The sequence below is a fragment of the Bacillus sp. MSP13 genome, assembly GCF_000815295.1.
Classification (GTDB): domain Bacteria; phylum Bacillota; class Bacilli; order Bacillales; family Bacillaceae; genus Bacillus; species Bacillus vallismortis.
In genome coordinates this window covers 68,343-87,286 of sequence record NZ_JXAQ01000014.1, presented here as the reverse complement: position 1 = coordinate 87,286, position 18,944 = coordinate 68,343, and the positions used below count along the sequence as shown (strand labels likewise).

The following is an 18,944-nucleotide window of genomic DNA, read 5'->3' as shown; positions in this document are numbered from 1 at the left end:
TTCACCCCTTACAGTTCAGGTTTTGCTTTATGATGGTCTGTCGCTTGTTCAAATGCATGAGCAACGCGGTATACAGTGCTTTCGTTAAAGTGTTTTCCGATGATTTGCAGGCCGAGCGGAAGTCCGTCTGCTAATCCGCATGGCACGCTGATTCCCGGTACGCCGGCAAGGTTGACCGGAATCGTTAAGATATCGTTTGCGTACATTGTGAGCGGATCTTTCGTGTTTTCACCGATTTTAAACGCAGGTGTCGGAGTCGTTGGTCCGACAATGACGTCATATTTCTCAAATACGTCTTCAAAGTCTTTCTTGATCAACGTACGCACTTTTTGCGCCTTTTTGTAGTAGGCATCGTAGTAGCCTGAGCTTAAAGCGAACGTTCCGAGCATGATGCGGCGTTTCACTTCATTTCCGAAACCTTCAGCGCGCGTTTGCTTGTAAAGGTCGATCAGGTTATCCGCGTTGTCTGTGCGGTAGCCGTAGCGGATGCCGTCAAAGCGTGCAAGGTTGGCTGACGCTTCAGATGATGACAGCAGGTAATATGTCGCCAGCGCGTATTTGCTGTGCGGAAGAGACACTTCTTCCCATGTAGCGCCGAGACCTTCGAGAACCTTCAGCGCGGCAAGCACAGATTCTCTCGCTTCTTTGCCGATACCTTCACCAAGGTATTCTTTCGGAACCGCGATTTTCAGTCCTTTGATGTCGCCAGTTAATGAAGAAAGAAAATCAGGCACGTCCACATTTGCGCTCGTTGAGTCCATTTTGTCAGCGCCGGAAATCGCTTGAAGCAAAAATGCATTGTCCTCAACCGTACGGGTAATCGGCCCGATTTGGTCTAATGAAGACGCGAATGCGACCAGCCCATAACGGGATACACGGCCGTATGTAGGCTTTAATCCGACAACGCCGCAGAACGATGCAGGCTGACGGATGGAACCGCCTGTGTCAGATCCAAGAGAAAACGGAACTTCTCCCGCAGCAACCGCAGCCGCTGAACCGCCGCTTGAACCGCCGGGAACCGTATCCAAGTTCCAAGGGTTTTTCGTCAGCTTGTAAGCTGAATTTTCAGTAGATGATCCCATGGCGAATTCGTCCATGTTCAATTTTCCGATTGTGACCGCTTCAGCGTCTTGAAGGCGCTGAACGACAGTAGCATCGTAAATCGGATCAAAGTTCTCGAGAATTTTGCTGGAGCATGTTGTGCGCAGCCCTTTTGTTACAATATTATCTTTTACGCCGATCGGCATACCAAAAAGAAGACCGTGCTCTGAACGGCCGTCAACCGCCTCATCAAGCTCCTTCGCGTACGCGCGCGCTCTTTCTTCATCTAATGCCAAAAAGGCTTGTACCTTATCATCAACCGCTTGGATGCGTTTATAAGATTCGTCAACAAGATCAGAAATCTTAATCTCTTTTTTATGTATGAGCTGTTTTAATTCTGTGATTTTGTGATCAAATAATGACATTCTTGTGTCCCTCCTTTAGTCCAGAATTGATGGCACACGAATATAGCCGTCTTTATGGTCAGGCGCATTTTTCATGACGTCCTCAACCGGAAGACCTTTACCCGCTTCATCTTCTCTCATGACATTTTTCATTTTCAGCACGTGAGTTGTAGGCTCTACATTGTCTGTATTGACCTCATTAAGCTCCTCGGCAAATGAAATGATGCTGTCAAGCTGTTCAGTGAACATTTTTGCTTCTTCTTCAGTAATCGCAAGTCTCGCAAGGTGCGCAACATGCTTTACTTCTTCTATTGAAATTCGTGACATCTGATCCACCTCCACATATTTCTCCGTTAAGTCATATAATACTGATCATATCAAAAACAAGCCCTTCAAAGCAACAAAACGCCATGGAACAGGCTTGGATTTTCAAGACAATACCCTATATATTTTATACTAAAAAGAGACGAAGGAGAAACAAAATATTTTTCTGAATATTTTTACTTTTGTCTATTTATGAAAGCGCTTTATTTCGTATTCCGCTCTAGGTTTACAACTGTATTCCCTACTGTTTTTCCAAGTTTCATCCCTTGAATGACTGGGAATACTTTGTTAGGTTAAGTTAACAAGTGCACCAAACAGGTGACACTTGCGCCAGGCTTAACTGGCACCATCAATTGGAGAGGTGATGTCACATTTATAGAATTGAAGAGAGGGTAAAACGTGAGTATTGAAATTATTATATCGTTAGGAATTTACTTTACTGCCATGCTGTTAATCGGCTGGTACTCGTTTAAGAAAACAACTGATATCAACGATTACATGCTTGGGGGAAGAGGACTCGGACCTTTTGTCACTGCTTTGTCTGCCGGAGCGGCGGATATGAGCGGATGGATGCTGATGGGAATTCCGGGGGCCATGTTTGCCACAGGCTTGTCGACATTATGGCTTGCACTCGGCTTGACAATCGGCGCGTATTCGAATTATCTTCTTTTGGCTCCGCGTCTTAGAGCGTATACAGAAGCGGCGGATGACGCGATTACGATTCCCGATTTCTTTGATAAACGATTCCAGCATTCATCATCCGTGCTGAAAATTGTATCGGCTTTGATCATTATGATCTTTTTCACTTTGTATACGTCTTCTGGTATGGTATCAGGCGGAAGATTATTTGAATCTGCTTTTGGAGCCGATTATACACTTGGACTCCTGCTGACTGCGGGCGTTGTCGTGTTATACACACTGTTTGGCGGTTTCCTTGCTGTCAGTCTGACTGACTTTGTACAGGGTGCGATCATGTTTGCAGCATTAGTGCTTGTGCCGATCGTTGCTTTTACCCAGCTGGGCGGCGTCTCTCCTGCTTTACATGAGATTTCAGCCGTGGACCCGAAGCTATTGGATATTTTTAAAGGCGCGAGCGTCATTAGCATTATTTCTTATTTGGCTTGGGGCTTAGGCTACTATGGCCAGCCTCATATCATCATCCGTTTTATGGCGATTAAGCATATCAAAGATTTAAAACCCGCGCGCAGAATCGGGATGAGCTGGATGGTAATCTCCATCCTCGGTTCAACTGCAACGGGTTTGGTCGGTGTGGCTTACGCACATAAATTCGGAGTTGTTGTAAGCGATCCTGAAACGATTTTCATTATTTTTTCTAAAATATTGTTCCATCCCTTGATTACGGGATTTTTGCTGTCTGCTATTTTAGCAGCGATTATGAGTTCGATCTCTTCTCAGCTTCTGGTCACAGCGAGTGCTATGACAGAGGATTTATACCGGACATTTTTCAGACGTGAAGCATCAGATAAAGAACTAGTCATGACCGGCCGGCTGTCAGTGCTCATTATCGCGGTCATTGCGATTCTGATGTCCTTGAATCCGAGCAGCACGATTTTAGATTTGGTTGGTTATGCGTGGGCCGGATTCGGTTCTGCTTTCGGGCCTGCGATTCTTCTGAGCCTGTATTGGAAACGGATGACTGAATGGGGCGCCCTATCAGCCATGGTTGTCGGAGCTGCGACAGTATTAATTTGGATTACAACTGGTTTAGCTGACTCTACAGGCCTCTATGAAATGATTCCAGGGTTTTTCCTGAGTATGATTGCGGGTATTATTGGAAGCTTGATCACGAAACGTCCTGCAAAAGCTTCTTACCGATTATTCGGCGTCATGGAAAAGCTGTTAAAACGCAAAAAGTAAGCAAAAAGCCATCAAGCGCCGCTTGGTGGCTTTTGTGCTCTTGTTTTGCTATAAATACTGTGAGAAAATCATATTTATTTAAAAACACCTTAGAGAAGGGGGAAGTTGCTGTTGAGCTGGTATATTGATCCTGACATTTTATTAAAATTGGGCATTGCCACATTGATTGGCATGGTCATTGGACTTGAGCGTGAATTAAAAAATAAGCCGCTCGGATTAAAAACCTGTATCGTTATCGCCGTCAGCTCATGCATGCTGACGATCGTCAGTATTAATGCGGCATATCAATTCCCTAAATACTACCGCATCATGATGGACCCGCTGCGTCTGCCGGCACAAATCATCTCAGGCGTCGGATTTATCGGAGCCGGTGTCATCTTGCGGAAAAGCAACGACGTCATATCCGGCCTGACAACATCGGCTATGATCTGGGGGGCGGCGGGGCTTGGGCTCGCAACCGGAGCGGGGTTTTATAAAGAAGCCTTTGCCAGTCTTCTGTTCATCCTGATCAGTGTTGAATTTTTACCATGGGCGGTTAGAAAAATCGGACCGGACCGCCTTCAGGAAAAAGATATCCGCATCAGAATGTCGCTTTCGGATAAAGACAAAATGACAGAGATTTTAAAAGAAATGAAAAGAAAAGATATCAAAATACATTCCGTCCGGATCGACGACCTGGGCGAAAAGGAATTTCCGATTATGGAAGTGAAGGTCCGCGTCCATAAAAACAGGTACACGACCGACGTCTACTATGACATTAAAAACATTGAAGGCGTAGTCGGCGTAAAATGTGATACATTATAAAAGCCAATGGGGAGAATTTCAGTCCCATTGGCTTTTTCCATCTACACCAGTGCAGAAAAATCAAATGTGGTAATCGGTGTGCCATTCTCTATATCTCTTCTGAAACCGGCCAGCATTTCTTTTTCTTCTTCTCCGATAGCCTGAAGGTCAAACATTTGATGCAGCAATCCGTAAATCAACATGTGGCGAAGGCGGAGGAAGTCAGGGATCGTTTTCAGCCACATAGGATCAAGTTCATTTTCCTCCCAGTACCCTTTCATAAAGTGCGTCATAAATTCTTGTGTAAACGCTGCTTTATCTTCATATGGCACAACCGGGTACCACAGTACATTGTAGAGAAGGATGCTGATATCGTTAATAAACCAATTGTAGCCGATATCATCAAAATCAAATGCTATGATTTTGCCATGATCCCAATGAAAATTGCCATGATGCAAATCCGCATGCACCAAGCCGTAGCTGTCCCGGCTTTTCGGCAGCCGCCGCAGTTCATTCATCAGCGAATCAGCCTGCTGAAACACCTTTGTCTGATCTTCTGGGACATACGTTCTTAGCTTTAATTGCTCCTCTTCATCCCACTCCTGTCTTTTAAAAGCGGGATTGCCCAGTTTGTAGCTTTTTGTCAGGCTGTGCATCTTGCCTGTGTATCTGCCAAGCTTATAAAATAGTATTTCATTCCAGTCCGATTCATCCACTTTTTGCCCTGGGGCTTTCTCATATACTCTCAACAAAAATGACCCGCCATTTCCGTCCGGCGCTTCTTCGACATATGTTCCGTTCAGCGACGGGAGCGGTTTGGCAACTGTTAGCCCGTTTTTTGCAAGGTAACGAAGCCATTCCATCTCTCCCATCATGTAATCAGAAGATCTCCGAATCGTATGGGTGATCTTTAAAATATATGATTGATTGTCTTTCATACACTCATATACATAGTTTTCCGCATCAGCCAGAAAACGCATCTGGCTTTTTGAAAAACCGTATCTCATCGCAGCCTCTGCCAACACCTGATCTTCTTGAAATATGTTTTTGATTTCTTTATGCACGTTTAACTTCCTTTCCTTATGATCGATTTAATAGAATTGTTTTTCATACGAGTTCCAGCATCAACATACCTCCCCTTGATTTGTGTTTGGCAGAAGCAAAACTTTCTTTTGTTTCCTTTTCCTGTTAATCATAACACAAAAAAACCCTTGTGCCATATTCGCACAAGGGCTCCGTTTTGTTTATCAGTCGTAAATGTGAACAGTCGGCTCTTTATCTCCTGCATTGCGGATAATGACCGCTTCCTGTCCATCGGAAGACGTGATATTCACTTCGAGATTAAGTGAGCTCTTAGCGTAGTAATCCATCACTTCACCCGTTAAAAACTGGGTAAACGCGACGACTTCACTTTTTCCATAGAATTGCATTGGAATGTCGATCTTCATTTTCGTCATTTCATTATTTTCATACAACGCTGTCCCTACAACGCCTGTGTAGTTCGGGAAATACTCTTCGATTGAATTTTTGAACCGCTTAAAGACTTCGGTGTCATCCGGGTATTTTTCTGCTGTGCTTGTATCCGCCGGATAGAAAACATAAGTTTCATTGATGTCATCCCAATTTGAGATGTCCGCGGAGCCTGCTTTGACTTCTGTTTTGGCTAAGAAGTTCCCCGGCACAATCGATGTTTTTGACGCCTGCTTGTAAAGCGCGATGGTGATCGGCACATTCTTCAGGTTATCTTTTTTACGGAGGCGGTTAATGACCTCCTGAGCGATTTTTTCTCCCTGTTTGCGGAGCGTGCTGTCCTTAATCTCCACCTCTTTTTGAGGGTCGCCTATTTTTTCACGATAGTAATACACAGAGTTCAAGGCCAGCCCGATCATCACGCCGCCAAGCTGAATGGAATTTTTGTCTTTTCTGACTAAATAATCGTGTTCCAGCATGGATGCTAAATAAACCGGGCTGCTTTCGTTTTTCTCTTCTGTTGAACCGGAGCTTGGAAGCGCTGGGTTCAAGCCTTCATTTTTGAAGTTTTCATCCTTTTTTTGGGCTTTTTTTAGATCAGAACCTGTTTTTTTCCGTGCAAGCCAGCTTAATACGGTATCTTCATCTAAATATTGCCCTTCTTGGAACAGATAGTCTTCAGTTGAGAAAGAATCTTGGGCAAGACGCATCAGCCCTGTTTCAAACTCATCAATATCCAATCTTGTATTCAGCTGTTCCGTCGTCAAACCGCGCGCTTTTCCCGCCTTAAACGGCAGCACCATTTTGTAATAGGAATCAGAGATGTTATATTTCGGAACAATCGCTTTTTCTGACGATTTCGCCGTCTTTTGCGTGATCTCTTCCTCCTTCTCCCCCCCAAAACCTGACGAGCAGGCAGACAGCATTAACACTGCCGCAGTTGCCGCCATTGCCAACGTCTTTTTCAATAGAAAACACTCCTCTTATTTCTTTAGCTCTCCGATTAACTGTTCTTCATTCCACACTTCGATGTCCAGCTCTTGCGCTTTTGTCAGCTTGCTTCCAGCCGCTTCTCCGGCGATGACCAAGTCTGTGTTTTTGCTGACGCTTCCAGTCAGCTTTCCGCCGAGCGCTTCAATTTGCGCTTTGGCTTCGTTTCTAGACAGTTCTTCCAGTTTTCCTGTCAGGACAATTGTTTTACCGGCAAAGTAAGAATCGCTTTCTTCTGCTTTTACTTTTTTCGGGCCTTTGTAGAGTGTATTGACGCCCAGCTCCTGTAGTTCATTCAAGAGATCGAGCATTTCTTCTTTATGAAAATAAGTGATGACCGCGTCAGCCATTTTTTCACCGATTTCATCGATCGCAAGAAGCTCCTCTAAAGAGGCGTTTCTCAGGTTCTCCAGACTTTCAAAATGCATGGCGAGCGTCTTTGCGGCCTTTGAACCGATAAAACGGATGCCGAGTCCGAATAGCAAGCGCTCTAACGAATTTTCCTTTGATGTTTGGATGGAGCTGATCAGGTTTTCAGTGGACTTTTCTCCCATTCGTTCGAGCTGGATGACCTGTTCCTTCGTGAGCTTATACAAATCCGCCACATTGCGGACAAGGTTCTCCTCAAACAGCTGTGTGATCACTCGTTCGCCGAGCCCGTCAATGTTCATGGCATTGCGGGAAACAAAATGGATCAGCCCTTCCCGGATTTGCGCCGGGCATTCAGGATTAATGCAGCGAAGCGCCACTTCTCCTTCGATCCGGACGAGCTCGCTCCCGCATTCAGGACATTCCGTCGGCATGCTGAATTCCTTTTCCTCTCCTGTGCGCTGTTCAACAAGGACGTTCACGACTTCCGGAATGATATCGCCCGCTTTTTTGACAACGACCTTATCCAAGATTCGAATGTCCTTCTCTTTAATTAAATCTTCGTTATGAAGGGATGCTCTTGAGACCGTTGTGCCGGCAACTTTTACCGGCTCGAGAACCGCGGTCGGCGTAATGACACCTGTTCTGCCGACATTTAATTCGATATCGAGAAGCTTTGTCACGACCTCTTCAGCAGGAAACTTATACGCGATGGCCCAGCGCGGGCTTTTCGCCGTAAAACCGAGCTCCTCCTGCTGGTCAAGAGAATCTACCTTAATCACGATGCCGTCAATTTCATACGGGAGGTCAGCGCGCTTAGCCTGAAACTCATCGATCAGCGCTATGACTTCTTCTATGCTGCCGCATTTTTTTCGTTCCTGATTCGTCTTAAATCCGATTTCATCGAGAAAATCTAGTCCCTGGCTTTGCGTCCCCACCCCAATTTCGTCAAGCTCCGCTATACTGTAGACGAAGATATCGAGGTTTCGTTTCGCCGCAATTTTCGGATCGAGCTGTCTGAGTGATCCCGCGGCGGCATTTCGCGGATTGGCGAACGGTTCTTCTTCGTTTTTGATCCGTTCCTCATTGAGCGCTTCAAACGAAGGCTTTGGCATATACGCCTCGCCGCGCACTTCGATGGACAAATCACGTTTCATTTTGAGCGGAATATTGCGGATCGTCTTTAGATTCTCCGTAATATCCTCTCCCGTCGTGCCGTCACCTCTTGTGGCTCCTCTGACAAAATAGCCGTCTTCATAACGGAGAGAAACAGCAAGACCGTCTATTTTCAGCTCCACATTATACGCCACATCGTCACCGACTGCCTGGCGCACGCGGCGGTCGAAATCACGGAGATCATCAGCATTAAAGGCGTTGCCCAAACTGAGCATCGGCGTGCCGTGAGTGACTTTCTGAAACGCTTCAAGCACGGCTCCGCCGACACGCTGCGTAGGAGAGTCAGGCGTTCTGAGGGCTGGATGCTCCTCCTCGATCGCAATCAGCTCCTGCATCAATCTGTCGTATTCGGCATCAGGGACGCTCGGTTCATCTAAGGTGTAATATTCATAGCTATACTTGTTGATGGTGCGGCGCAGTTCTTCTGCCCGCTGCTTCGCTGTTTCTTTGTCCATCTGCTTCTTCCTTTCCTCTTCAATTACTGCTTTTCAATAGGCGCGAATGCCGCTAACAGGCGTTTTACACCGACAGGGCTCGGGAAGGCAATATCCAGCTCCGTCCCTTCTCCTTCGCCTTTCACACTGACGACAGTTCCTGTTCCCCATTTCTTATGGCCGGCCTTATCTCCAACAGCCCAGTTTAAAGTGTCTCCGCCTGTTTTGCTGGCGTAGGAAACCGGACGTGAAACAGGGCCGCGTCTCGGCTGCATTTTTCTCGCGGACGGCGCTCTCGTTTCTTTTTTCTCATTTAGGTTTTCCAATAAATCATCCGGTATTTCAGCAATAAAGCGAGATTCCGGATTCATATTTGTTCGGCCAAACAAGGTGCGCATTTTGGCGTTGGTCAGATAAAGCTCCTGCTCCGCCCTTGTAATCCCAACGTAAGCAAGACGGCGCTCTTCCTCCATTTCCGCTTCCTCCATGAGAGAACGGCTGTGCGGGAAGACGCCTTCTTCAAGCCCCATCAAGAAAACAACCGGAAACTCCAGTCCTTTCGCGGCGTGCAGTGTCATCAGGGTGATGGCATCCTTGCCGCCCGACTCTTCCTCCTTCTGGTCAAGCTGATCGATATCTGCTATCAGGGCCAAGTCTGTCAGAAACGCAACGAGTGTCTTATCTTCGCTCTTCTGTTCAAAGTTTTTCGTGACAGACAGGAACTCGTCGATGTTTTCTAAACGGCTTTGGGCTTCGATTGATTTCTCAGCCTTCAGCATTTCTCTGTATTCCGTCTTATCAAGAATTTCTTCTGTCAGCTCTGTAATGGACAAGTAGTCCTGCATATTAGTCAGGTTCTCAATCATCTGCCTGAAGCTGTCGAGCGCGTTGGCCGCCTTGGCGCTGACGCCGATAAAATCAACCTGCTGAATCGCTTGGAAAAAGGACAAGCCGTTCATCGCCGCATACGAAGCGATTTTTTCAAGTGATGTCGCGCCGACTCCGCGCTTTGGCACATTGACAATTCGCGTGAAACTGATATCGTCATCCGGATTGGATACGAGGCGCAGGTACGCGAGAATGTCTTTAATTTCTTTTCTGTCATAGAACTTTGTGCCGCCGACAATGTTATAGTTCAAGCCCGCTTTAAGAAGCGTCTCCTCAATCACACGGGACTGTGCGTTTGTCCGGTACAAAATGGCGATATCCGACAGCTTCCGCTTGCCTGAGCTGTGAAGCTGATAAATTTTACCGGCTACAAACTGTCCTTCGCCGAACTCGTTATCTCCGCGGTAGTAAGAAATTTTGACGCCATCATCGTTTTCCGTCCACAGATTTTTCGGTTTGCGGTTCGAGTTGTTTTTGATGACCTCGTTAGCGGCACTCAGAATCCGTTTTGTTGACCGGTAGTTTTGTTCAAGCAAAATCACGCTTGCGTTCGGATAATCTTTTTCAAACGAAAGGATGTTGGCGATATCCGCGCCGCGCCATCTGTAAATCGACTGGTCAGAGTCCCCGACCACGCAAAGGTTCTCAAAACGCTCCGCAAGCTGCTTTACGAGCATGTATTGGGCTCTGTTCGTATCCTGATACTCATCAACGTGGATGTATTGGAATTTGCGCTGATAAAATTCAAGCACTTCCGGCACACGGTCAAACAGTTTGATCGTCGTCATAATTAAATCATCAAAATCGAGCGACTGGTTTTTCAAAAGCTTTTTCTGATAGTCAGCATATACGTCGCTGACCACCTGATCGTAATAACCGCCGGCTACTTTAGAGAATTCCTCCGGTTCGGTCAATTCGTTTTTCGCACCGCTGATCGTGCCAAGGATGCTTCTTGGGTCAAACTTCTTCGGATCAAGATTGCGCTCCTTCAAAATCCCCTTGATGACCGAAAGCTGGTCCGCCGTATCAAGGATGGAGAAATTGCGGTTGATCCCGATCCGGTCGATGTCTCTGCGCAAAATCCGCACGCACATGCTGTGGAAAGTGGAAATCCAGATATCGTCCGCGCCCGGTCCGAGAATGCTTTCTACACGTTCCTTCATTTCGCGTGCCGCTTTATTTGTAAATGTGATCGCCAAAATGTTCCACGGCGCCACATGCTTTTCCGCCATTAAATAAGCGATTCTATGTGTCAGGACACGCGTCTTTCCGCTTCCCGCTCCCGCCATCAGCAAGAGGGGCCCGTCCGTTGTTTTGACAGCTTCCTGCTGAACAGGGTTTAGTCCGCTTAATAATTGATTGCTAATGTAATTCAATATTCGTTCACCCGCCTATACAAAACATATGTTCTATCATAAACCAAATCCGTACAATTTACTACTCGCCTTTCACAGCCGCTACTGTTTTCAACGCCCGATCAAAATCTTCATACACCGCATTGCCTACAACGATCACGTCGGCATGCTCTGCATATTGCTTTGCCGTTTCCTCGTCCTTGATGCCGCCGCCGTAAAACAAGGTGGACGTTTCCAATACAGCCTTCGTTTTCTTCACGGCTTCTATGTCTCCAAGCACGCCGCTGTATTCCAAATAAAAAATGGGAAGCTGCAGCAGCTCAGACACACGCGCATAAGCGACAATATCGTCAACACCCAGATCGGCATCCGCTTCAGTCAAAGCGGCCGCTTTGCAATCCGGATTTGCGATGCAGTACCCCTCCGCCACTATTTCTTCCATAGACATCAGTTCTCCGTATTCCTTCATGGCCTTCTGGTGCATTCCGACAATCCAGTCCGCGTTTTTGCTGTTTAATACACTCGGAATAAAATATAAGTCAAAGCCGGGAACGATCGCTTCAATCGCTGACACCTCAAGGACACAGGGCACCAAAAACCGTCTCACCTTGGACATCATCCGAAGGACATTATCTTCAGTCACACCATCGCTTCCTCCGATAATGACCGCATCCGTTCCTGACTCACAAAGAATCTCCAGCTGTTCATCAGGCAAATCTTTATTTGGATCGAGTTTAAAGACATGCTTCCACTCCGTTACATCGTACACGTCATACGTTCCTCCATTCGTTTGTTACCATTTAAACATTATAACAAATTCACATAGCGCGGAAAAACGGAAAAAGCCGTTAATCTCGTTATTCACTGAAAAAGGTGTTTTGATTCTTTTTTCATCAAAAAAGAGAGCCCCAGAAAGCCTTTTATGGCTTCAAATCTAGGCTTGCGATCCCCTTCTGTTATTGTTTGGAAAGTGTTCAACTGTGGAAAAGATTACATAAAAAAGGGAGGCTTATGCAGGTGGAATCCATCATGATCGCACTCATCGCATTTATTATCGGGGTTATGGCGATCCCCATCGTTTTGTTTATATGGATTTATATAAGAGATGAAAGACAGGAGGAGCATTCAATTCTCCGCAACTATCCCGTCATCGGAAGGTTTCGATATATCCTTGAAAAAATCGGGCCGGAGCTCAGGCAATATTTATACAGCAACGACAATGAGGAGCAGCCTTTTTCACGAAAGGAATATGAGCAAACCGTCATCTCGGGCAAATACAAAAGCAGAATGATGGGCTTTGGATCTGTAAGAGATTTTGATAAACCGGGTTTTTATATCCGTAACGCTCTGTTTCCAACATTAAAAGAAGAAATGCATGTAAACCAAACACCTAAAATTGAAACCCATATCTATAAACTGGATGCTGACAATCTGTTCAAACGCAAGGAACATCCCGAGCAAATCAAGACCGATCCATATTATCTCCACCCTGATGATGTGCAGGTGATCGGCGCGCATACATGCGAGAAGCCTTTTTATGTAAAGGGATTAGTCGGGCAGTCCGCCATGAGCTACGGTTCTCTTGGAGAACGGGCGATAACGGCGCTCTCAAAAGGGCTTCATCAAGCAGGCGGCACATGGATGAATACCGGTGAAGGGGGATTATCGGAGTATCACTTAAAGGGCGGCGCCGATATCATTTGCCAAATCGGGCCGGGCCTTTTTGGCGTGCGCAAAAGAAACGGTCAATTTTCATGGGAGGAGTTTAAAAGAAAAAGCAGGCTTGACCAAATTAAAGCGTTTGAGCTAAAGCTGGCGCAAGGCGCGAAAACCCGCGGCGGCCATGTCGATGGCGCCAAGGTATCAGAGGAAGTGGCAGACATCCGGAATGTCGAACCGGGAAAATCGATTGATAGCCCGAACCGCTTTTATGAATTTTCAAGCGCTCCTGAAATGCTCAACTTCATTGAGAAACTTAGAGATGTTGGCCAAAAGCCAGTCGGAATCAAAATTGTCGCAGGCCATCCTGGCGAATTGCACGAGCTTTTCTCCTATATGCAGAAAAGCGGACAGCATCCGGATTTTATCACGATAGACGGGAGTGAAGGCGGTACTGGCGCTTCCTTTTATGAGCTTGCTGACACAGTCGGCCTTCCGATTATGACAGCACTCCCTATCGTTGATACGCTGCTTAGACAGTACGGCTTGCGCAGTCAGTTGAAAATCTTTGCTTCCGGAAAGCTCCTGACTCCTGACAAAATAGCGGTCGCTTTAGCCCTCGGCGCTGATTTTGTCAACATTGCCCGCGGCATGATGTTTTCCGTGGGCTGCATCCGCGCTCTCGTCTGCCACACCAACACTTGTCCGGCAGGTGTGGCGACAACAGATCCAAAACTGCAAAAAGCACTGAGCGTTGAGGAAAAACAGCACCGTGTCTGCAACTACGTCATTTCATTGCGCGAGGGGCTGTTTAACCTCGCAGCCGCAGCGGGCATCAATTCGCCGGTCCGCTTTTCCAAGGAGCATGTTGTTTACCGAAAAGAGGATGGCAGCGCCGTCGAGATCGACAAACTGATCCACCAATTTGTTTCATAAAGAAACCGCCCATGCCAAATGGCAGGGCGGTTTTTTGTTATTTTGAAGGAGACTCTGTTTCCGTCTCCTTCACACGGTCAAGCGCCAATTCATAGGCGTCATTGCCGTAATTTAAGCAGCGTTTCACACGGGATATCGTAGCCGTCGAAGCGCCTGTTTCTGTTTCAATCTTATGGTACGTGTTTCCTTCGCGAAGCATGCGCGCCACTTCAAGGCGCTGAGCCAGCGATTGAATTTCGTTAATTGTGCAAAGATCATCGAAGAACCGGTAACATTCCTCCAGGTCTTTCAGTGATAAGATCGAGTTGAATAACTGGTCCAGCTCTTTGCCGCGTAATTTATCGATTTGCATCGTTACACACCTTCTCCTTTACTAATGGAAGCCGCATCGAGATCGGGCACGATATTGATCCAAGTCTTTCCGGGCACAAGCGGCAGCCATTTGCCGTCTTTTACCGGCACAATTCTGCCGTTTACTTGTTTCCAGTCTGTTTCAATGACGTTTCCGTGCTGAAACAACAGACCTTCTCCCCCTGATTCTAGATCGATGTCCCGCCTTCCATTTTGATCAATAATATGATGGCTGGCTTCTACAATGAAAATATTCTGCATTGCAACCGGCTTTCCGGTTTCCCGGTCTGTCGTCATGACACCATCAGAGCTTCTTGTATAAGCTTTAGCTTTTTTATCATAGTTATATTCGACAAGATTCGTAACGTTCTTTGTTCCATAATCTACCCGAACATTGTAAGATTCATTTGCAGGTTTTGCTTCTGATGTTTGAAACAGCAGCGGATCTGTTTTCTGCTTCAGCTCATATCCCATTTGTTCCGCCGCCTTTTTTATGTAATCATAAGACGTATAGGAATTATGTGGCGGTTTGCTGAAATCAGCTCTCCAAAATAAGCTTCCGTCAAAATCCAATCCGTTCATATAATCGGCAGCTCCGGATTCCAGCTGCTCTTTGGCGCCGGGACTCCAGCCGTGATGGACAAATATGCTGTCAAAACCATTGCTGAGAGTGACGAAATATTCCCTCGCGCTCCGCACAGGTCCGACAGTTTCGGGCATCTGGCTTTGGAAAATGGCCAGAAATCTCGTGATTTGCCCTTCAGCAAGCGCTTCTATCACAATGTCGGCTTTAGACAGTCCTGACTGCGGCCTCGCCTTCGGATGGTTGTTTACCACAACAGCAACAGGCCGGCGTTCAGTCACCTTCTGTTCAGTTGCAAGTCCAGTTAAAGGAGCTTTCAGCTTCTTTTCAGCATCCGGGACTGCATCCTTCTGCTGGCAGGACACCAGCAGAAAAAATACGAAACACAGCATGCAAACTGTCATCCATTTTTTCATATGTCGGCTCCCCGCTCTTTTATATTTTAACGCATTATCGATGGAAAGAGTACAGTTTTTTTCATGACATCGAAGATTCCTCTCGGCGTAATGCGTATATACGGAAGGTGTGTACTTTGCAAAAAGAGCAGCGTATAGACGGGATCACAAAACTCATAGCCTCTTTCAGTCAAAAGATCTCTCAGCTTTTGTTCCTTCTCCAGCACGTCTTCATACGCTTCCGAAGAGGCGCAGCCGCACAGCGCAAGCGGAATTTCATGGAGAATGTTCCCGTTTTCCGCAAGCACGATGCCTCCCCCGATCTCTTTCATGCGGGCGAAAGCGAGCAGCATATCCGCTTTATTTTTTCCGATCGCAACAATATCACCCGTCGTCGTAAAGGAGCTCACAAATCCTTGGACGCTTGAGGCAAACCCTTTAATCATCGTATTGACGCGCCATTTCCCGTGTTTGTCGATCATCGTTAAATAACTTTCATCATGGTCAAACGAGAGCTGTTCCATCGAATTATCAATCTCAATCATATACGGCTCCATAATGACCGCATTCCGCATTTTCACGCCCATCGGCATGGAAAACTGCAAATCATCCATCGTCATATCATATGAAAGCTCAAGCGGGACAAGACCGCCTTTATTCCAGTACGTCTTTGTAAACGCATTCAAATCGCAGCCGTCTTCTCGAAGGATGGTCCCTTTTGACAGAACGGTCACGGGATTCGGGTTGAACGGATCTTCAAGTATATTGAGCGATGCCAGTCTTCCCGGTCCAACCACTCCTAAATAATCGTCCATTTGATAATACTTTGCGATATTAAATGATGCCATATTGTAGGCATCGATTGCCGGGACTCCTTCTTCTAACGCGATGCGGATCAGCTCGTTTGTCATGCCGCCTTTATAGAAATTCGGCGTCGCACCGTCTGTCGTGTAAAAGAAATGGTCATAATAGCGGAAGCCCTTCTCATGCAGATCCTGCAAGATTTTTCTTATATCAGGGCGAATGGAGGAATTCCGAAGGGAAACATAGTAACCCAGTTCCAGCCTTCTCATCACTTCATCACCCGTCATCGCTTCATGATCACAATCCGCTCCGAACAGCTTCATTTTTGTAAGTGTTTTATCTGAAGCGCCTGGAAAATGCCCTTCAATGCGTTTTCTCTGCTTCTTTGTAGCTTGCATGCAGTGAAGCATTAAATCATCACCATCTACCAAACGAGGCCACCCGGTCATTTCTCCGCCTTGAATCACATCCGGATGTTCAATCCACTGCTTTCTGACGTCAAACGGAAGAACATGGTCCTCGTTCAGCACTTCGGTTTGAAGGTCATAACGAGACCACCAAAAATATTGAACAGGCTGCTTTTTCAGTTCATTCAAAATCGTAAGCGCTTTCTTTTTTCCGCTTTGTAAAAGCAAAAACAAGTTATCATTCACAAATGTTGTTGTCCCGTATTGAGACACATATTCAGCCAGCGTTTGGGGATTATATATTTGAAAAGGATGTGCGTGCGGTTCGATATACCCTGGCACAATGTATTTTCCTTCACAATCTATCGTATGAATTTCTTCGGCTCTATTCGGAAGTTCATGACCCACATAAACGATGCGGTCCTGATAAATCCAAATGTTTTTTTTCAGCCATTGTTTTACATATGGATTTAAGACGAGAGCATTCCGTAAAAGGAGCGTTGGAAGCAGCTTTGAGTCTACAACATCAACCTGTGCCCTGATGTCTTTGTTTTTCCAGTTAAAGGTGCGTTCGGACATTCACATACTCTCCTTTACATGTATTAGAATCATGTTATCACATCCTTCCTGATCACGCACGATAAAAACGTTACAAATTTTTGAAGGTTCAATTAAAAAACTTTTTTAAGTAAAAGGAGCGGATTTCCATGAAACCAAACATCAGTCTCATCAATGCCGTCTTCAGAATCGCCTGCGGGCTGACGATTATGTCAGTCGCCAGCGCCAAGTTTACGAAAAAGCCTTGGTGCAGAATGCATCTCTTTTACATCTTTATGGGGGCCTTAAAAGCAGGTTCGGGAATCTTGCGCTTCTGCCCTGTGGCCTACCTGTTTCAAAACAACGATTCCGACAATAACGAACAGGAGCAGCAAGACAGATAAACGAAAAAGCTTGGTCACGAAACGTGATCAAGCTTTCAGAATGTTGACAAAGTCATAAAACGGTTTTCGTTTTATGACTTTGTCATCTTTTCAGCGTGATTGAAAACCCTTGAAGTCTAGGAAGGACGAGCATTGGAGCACAGCGAATGTAGCAATTCGTGAGCACCAACGCGCAGGACTGACAACGAATGCGAGGGTTTGTCGAAACGCTGAAAGCATGGTCACGAAACGTGAGCATGCTTTTTTTATGGCATTCCTTTATCTTCATGTAGACATATTCTATGGCTGCAAGCGCCGCCGGCTAAAGAAGTGTGCATTACAGGCATGTACAGCTATGTGACAAAACCGGTACATACGCTCGAGGATTTATAGACGCTTCGATGGCCCACGGAATCCCAGCTACGCTCGTTGTATTCTCTTCTTCAAGCACAACACCCCGCTTTTGTATAACAAAAACCCCGCAGCTCACCTGCGGGGTTCTGCGCTTTATTTTTGGGCAGCCTTTAAAGCGCGTGCCCCAATGTCTTTTCTGAAAAAGAGTCCCGGCACGATGATCTCATCAACGGCTTTGTACACTCGGTCTCTCGCCGCTTCAAACGTGTCATCAAAAGCCGTCACATTGGCGACGCGGCCCCCGTTTGTGACGAACTCTCCGCCTTCTGCTTTCGTTCCGGCATGGAAGACCACAACCTGCTCAGTTTCCGCTGCAAGGCTGCCGATCGGCGTGCCCTTTGCGTAGCTTTCCGGGTACCCTTCTGAAGCAAGCACCACACTCACTGCCGCGGTATCCTTCCATCTTAAGTCAACTTCCTTATCATCCAATAGATCAATAAGCACCTGTACCAGATCAGATTCCATGCGCGGAAGCACGACCTGTGTTTCCGGATCGCCAAAACGGGCGTTAAATTCGATGACCTTCGCGCCAGTTTCAGTGAGCATCAATCCCGCATACAAAACGCCCGTGAAGGAACGGCCTTCTTGTACCATTGCTTTTGCAGTCGGCTTGACGATCGTTTCCACCGCATGGCGGACGGTTTCTTCCGAAATGTGCGGAACTGGCGAGTAGGCGCCCATCCCGCCCGTATTAGGGCCTTTGTCTCCGTCAAACGCCCGCTTGTGATCTTGGGCGATCACCATTGGATACACCTTTTCTCCTTTGACGAATGCCATCAGAGAAAATTCTTCGCCGGACAGAAATTCTTCAATGACAACAGACGCGCTCGCATCACCGAATTTTTCATCCTCAAGGAAATCATGCAGGCATGCCATCGCTTCTTCCTCTGTCATGGCAACTGTAACGCCTTTTCCGGCCGCAAGTCCATCTGCTTTTATGACAATCGGAGCGCCTTTTTCCTGCACATATGCTTTTGCCTCTTCAAAAGATGTAAATGTGTCGTATTCTGCGGTCGGAATGTCGTATTTCTTCATTAAATCTTTAGCGAACTGTTTGCTGCCTTCGATGATCGCAGCGGCTTTTGACGGGCCGAATACAGGAAGACCCGCTTTTTCGAATTCATCCACCAGACCTTCTATTAAAGGAACCTCAGGCCCGACAATGGTCAAGCCGACCTGATGTTCTTTTGCAAACGAGACAAGCCCGGCGTGATCGTTTTCTTCAATGTTTATTAGCTGTGCGGAAGCTGCCATGCCATCATTTCCAGGGGCGGCAAATACGTTCTCTACGAGGCTGCTTTGCGCCGCCTTCCATGCCAGCGTATGTTCTCTTCCGCCTTTACCGATAATGAGTACATTCACG

General features: G+C 46.5%; 15 protein-coding genes and 1 pseudogene. 5 read left to right on the top strand and 11 right to left on the bottom strand.

Annotated features, from left to right (window positions below):
* Positions 1-8: 8 nt before the first annotated feature.
* On the bottom strand, positions 9-1,466 hold the full coding sequence (gene gatA / locus SC79_RS17180) for an Asp-tRNA(Asn)/Glu-tRNA(Gln) amidotransferase subunit GatA (RefSeq protein ID WP_039076105.1): 1,458 nt from the start codon (positions 1,464-1,466) through the stop codon (positions 9-11).
* Between the two features lie 15 nt (positions 1,467-1,481).
* Complete coding sequence (gene gatC, locus SC79_RS17175; protein ID WP_003219442.1) at positions 1,482-1,772, bottom strand: Asp-tRNA(Asn)/Glu-tRNA(Gln) amidotransferase subunit GatC; 291 nt, start codon at positions 1,770-1,772, stop codon at positions 1,482-1,484.
* A 396-nt stretch (positions 1,773-2,168) separates the two neighbouring features.
* Between gatC and putP the strand changes: the two genes are divergently transcribed.
* Both putP and SC79_RS17165 read left to right on the top strand, forming a co-directional pair.
* Positions 2,169-3,647 carry a sodium/proline symporter PutP gene (gene putP, locus SC79_RS17170; protein ID WP_039076104.1) on the top strand — a complete coding sequence of 493 codons (1,479 nt, stop codon included), beginning with the start codon at positions 2,169-2,171 and terminating at the stop codon, positions 3,645-3,647.
* A gap of 105 nt (positions 3,648-3,752) precedes the next feature.
* Positions 3,753-4,451, top strand: a complete 699-nt coding sequence (locus SC79_RS17165) for an MgtC/SapB family protein (protein ID WP_082022810.1) — start codon at positions 3,753-3,755, stop codon at positions 4,449-4,451.
* 41 nt (positions 4,452-4,492) lie between these two features.
* Here the strand turns inward: SC79_RS17165 and SC79_RS17160 are convergent, their stop codons facing one another.
* The 5 genes from SC79_RS17160 to SC79_RS17140 all read right to left on the bottom strand — a co-directional run bounded on the left by SC79_RS17160 (position 4,493) and on the right by SC79_RS17140 (position 11,881).
* On the bottom strand, positions 4,493-5,494 hold the full coding sequence (locus tag SC79_RS17160) for a phosphotransferase enzyme family protein (RefSeq protein ID WP_039076102.1): 1,002 nt from the start codon (positions 5,492-5,494) through the stop codon (positions 4,493-4,495).
* Between the two features lie 183 nt (positions 5,495-5,677).
* Entirely contained in the window at positions 5,678-6,868 is a 1,191-nt protein-coding gene (locus SC79_RS17155; protein ID WP_039076101.1) for a CamS family sex pheromone protein, read from the bottom strand.
* 15 nt (positions 6,869-6,883) lie between these two features.
* A complete protein-coding gene (ligA, locus tag SC79_RS17150; protein ID WP_039076100.1) occupies positions 6,884-8,890 on the bottom strand; it encodes an NAD-dependent DNA ligase LigA in 2,007 nt (668 codons plus the stop codon).
* 23 nt (positions 8,891-8,913) lie between these two features.
* Positions 8,914-11,133 carry a DNA helicase PcrA gene (gene pcrA / locus SC79_RS17145; protein WP_039076099.1) on the bottom strand — a complete coding sequence of 740 codons (2,220 nt, stop codon included), beginning with the start codon at positions 11,131-11,133 and terminating at the stop codon, positions 8,914-8,916.
* 61 nt (positions 11,134-11,194) lie between these two features.
* Positions 11,195-11,881 carry a heptaprenylglyceryl phosphate synthase gene (locus tag SC79_RS17140; protein ID WP_039076098.1) on the bottom strand — a complete coding sequence of 229 codons (687 nt, stop codon included), beginning with the start codon at positions 11,879-11,881 and terminating at the stop codon, positions 11,195-11,197.
* Between the two features lie 248 nt (positions 11,882-12,129).
* On the opposite strand from SC79_RS17140, the gene SC79_RS17135 reads away from it, so the two are divergent.
* Positions 12,130-13,707 carry an FMN-binding glutamate synthase family protein gene (locus tag SC79_RS17135; protein ID WP_039076097.1) on the top strand — a complete coding sequence of 526 codons (1,578 nt, stop codon included), beginning with the start codon at positions 12,130-12,132 and terminating at the stop codon, positions 13,705-13,707.
* A 37-nt stretch (positions 13,708-13,744) separates the two neighbouring features.
* Here the strand turns inward: SC79_RS17135 and SC79_RS17130 are convergent, their stop codons facing one another.
* Genes SC79_RS17130 through SC79_RS17120 form a run of 3 tightly spaced genes read right to left on the bottom strand, consistent with a single transcriptional unit; the run spans position 13,745 to position 16,826 of the window.
* Positions 13,745-14,059, bottom strand: coding sequence for a YerC/YecD family TrpR-related protein (locus SC79_RS17130; protein WP_010329086.1), 315 nt, complete (start codon positions 14,057-14,059; stop codon positions 13,745-13,747).
* Between the two features lie 2 nt (positions 14,060-14,061).
* On the bottom strand, positions 14,062-15,057 hold the full coding sequence (locus tag SC79_RS17125) for a DUF3048 domain-containing protein (RefSeq protein ID WP_039076096.1): 996 nt from the start codon (positions 15,055-15,057) through the stop codon (positions 14,062-14,064).
* Positions 15,058-15,083: 26 nt separating this feature from the next.
* A complete protein-coding gene (locus SC79_RS17120) occupies positions 15,084-16,826 on the bottom strand; it encodes an adenine deaminase (protein ID WP_039076095.1) in 1,743 nt (580 codons plus the stop codon).
* A 128-nt stretch (positions 16,827-16,954) separates the two neighbouring features.
* Here SC79_RS17120 and SC79_RS17115 point away from each other — a divergent pair, with 128 nt between their 5' ends.
* The gene (locus SC79_RS17115) at positions 16,955-17,188 is read left to right on the top strand and encodes a YgaP family membrane protein (RefSeq protein WP_010329083.1); all 234 of its coding nucleotides are present in this window, start codon (positions 16,955-16,957) and stop codon (positions 17,186-17,188) included.
* 315 nt (positions 17,189-17,503) lie between these two features.
* Positions 17,504-17,631, top strand: a pseudogene (locus SC79_RS21070) (Lrp/AsnC family transcriptional regulator); the annotation flags it as partial.
* Between the two features lie 43 nt (positions 17,632-17,674).
* Here SC79_RS21070 and purD read toward each other — a convergent pair.
* Entirely contained in the window at positions 17,675-18,943 is a 1,269-nt protein-coding gene (purD, locus tag SC79_RS17110; protein WP_039076094.1) for a phosphoribosylamine--glycine ligase, read from the bottom strand.
* Position 18,944 lies beyond the last annotated feature (1 nt).

Excerpts from the sequence above, each read along its gene's own strand:
- SC79_RS17120 (WP_039076095.1), bottom strand. The coding sequence starts at position 16,826 with ATGTCCGAACGCACCTTTAACTGGAAAAACAAAGACATCAGGGCACAG.
- SC79_RS17130 (WP_010329086.1), bottom strand. The coding sequence starts at position 14,059 with ATGCAAATCGATAAATTACGCGGCAAAGAGCTGGACCAGTTATTCAAC.
- SC79_RS17125 (WP_039076096.1), bottom strand. The coding sequence starts at position 15,057 with ATGAAAAAATGGATGACAGTTTGCATGCTGTGTTTCGTATTTTTTCTG.
- ligA (WP_039076100.1), bottom strand. The coding sequence starts at position 8,890 with ATGGACAAAGAAACAGCGAAGCAGCGGGCAGAAGAACTGCGCCGCACC.
- SC79_RS17115 (WP_010329083.1), top strand. The coding sequence starts at position 16,955 with ATGAAACCAAACATCAGTCTCATCAATGCCGTCTTCAGAATCGCCTGC.
- gatC (WP_003219442.1), bottom strand. The coding sequence starts at position 1,772 with ATGTCACGAATTTCAATAGAAGAAGTAAAGCATGTTGCGCACCTTGCG.
- gatA (WP_039076105.1), bottom strand. The coding sequence starts at position 1,466 with ATGTCATTATTTGATCACAAAATCACAGAATTAAAACAGCTCATACAT.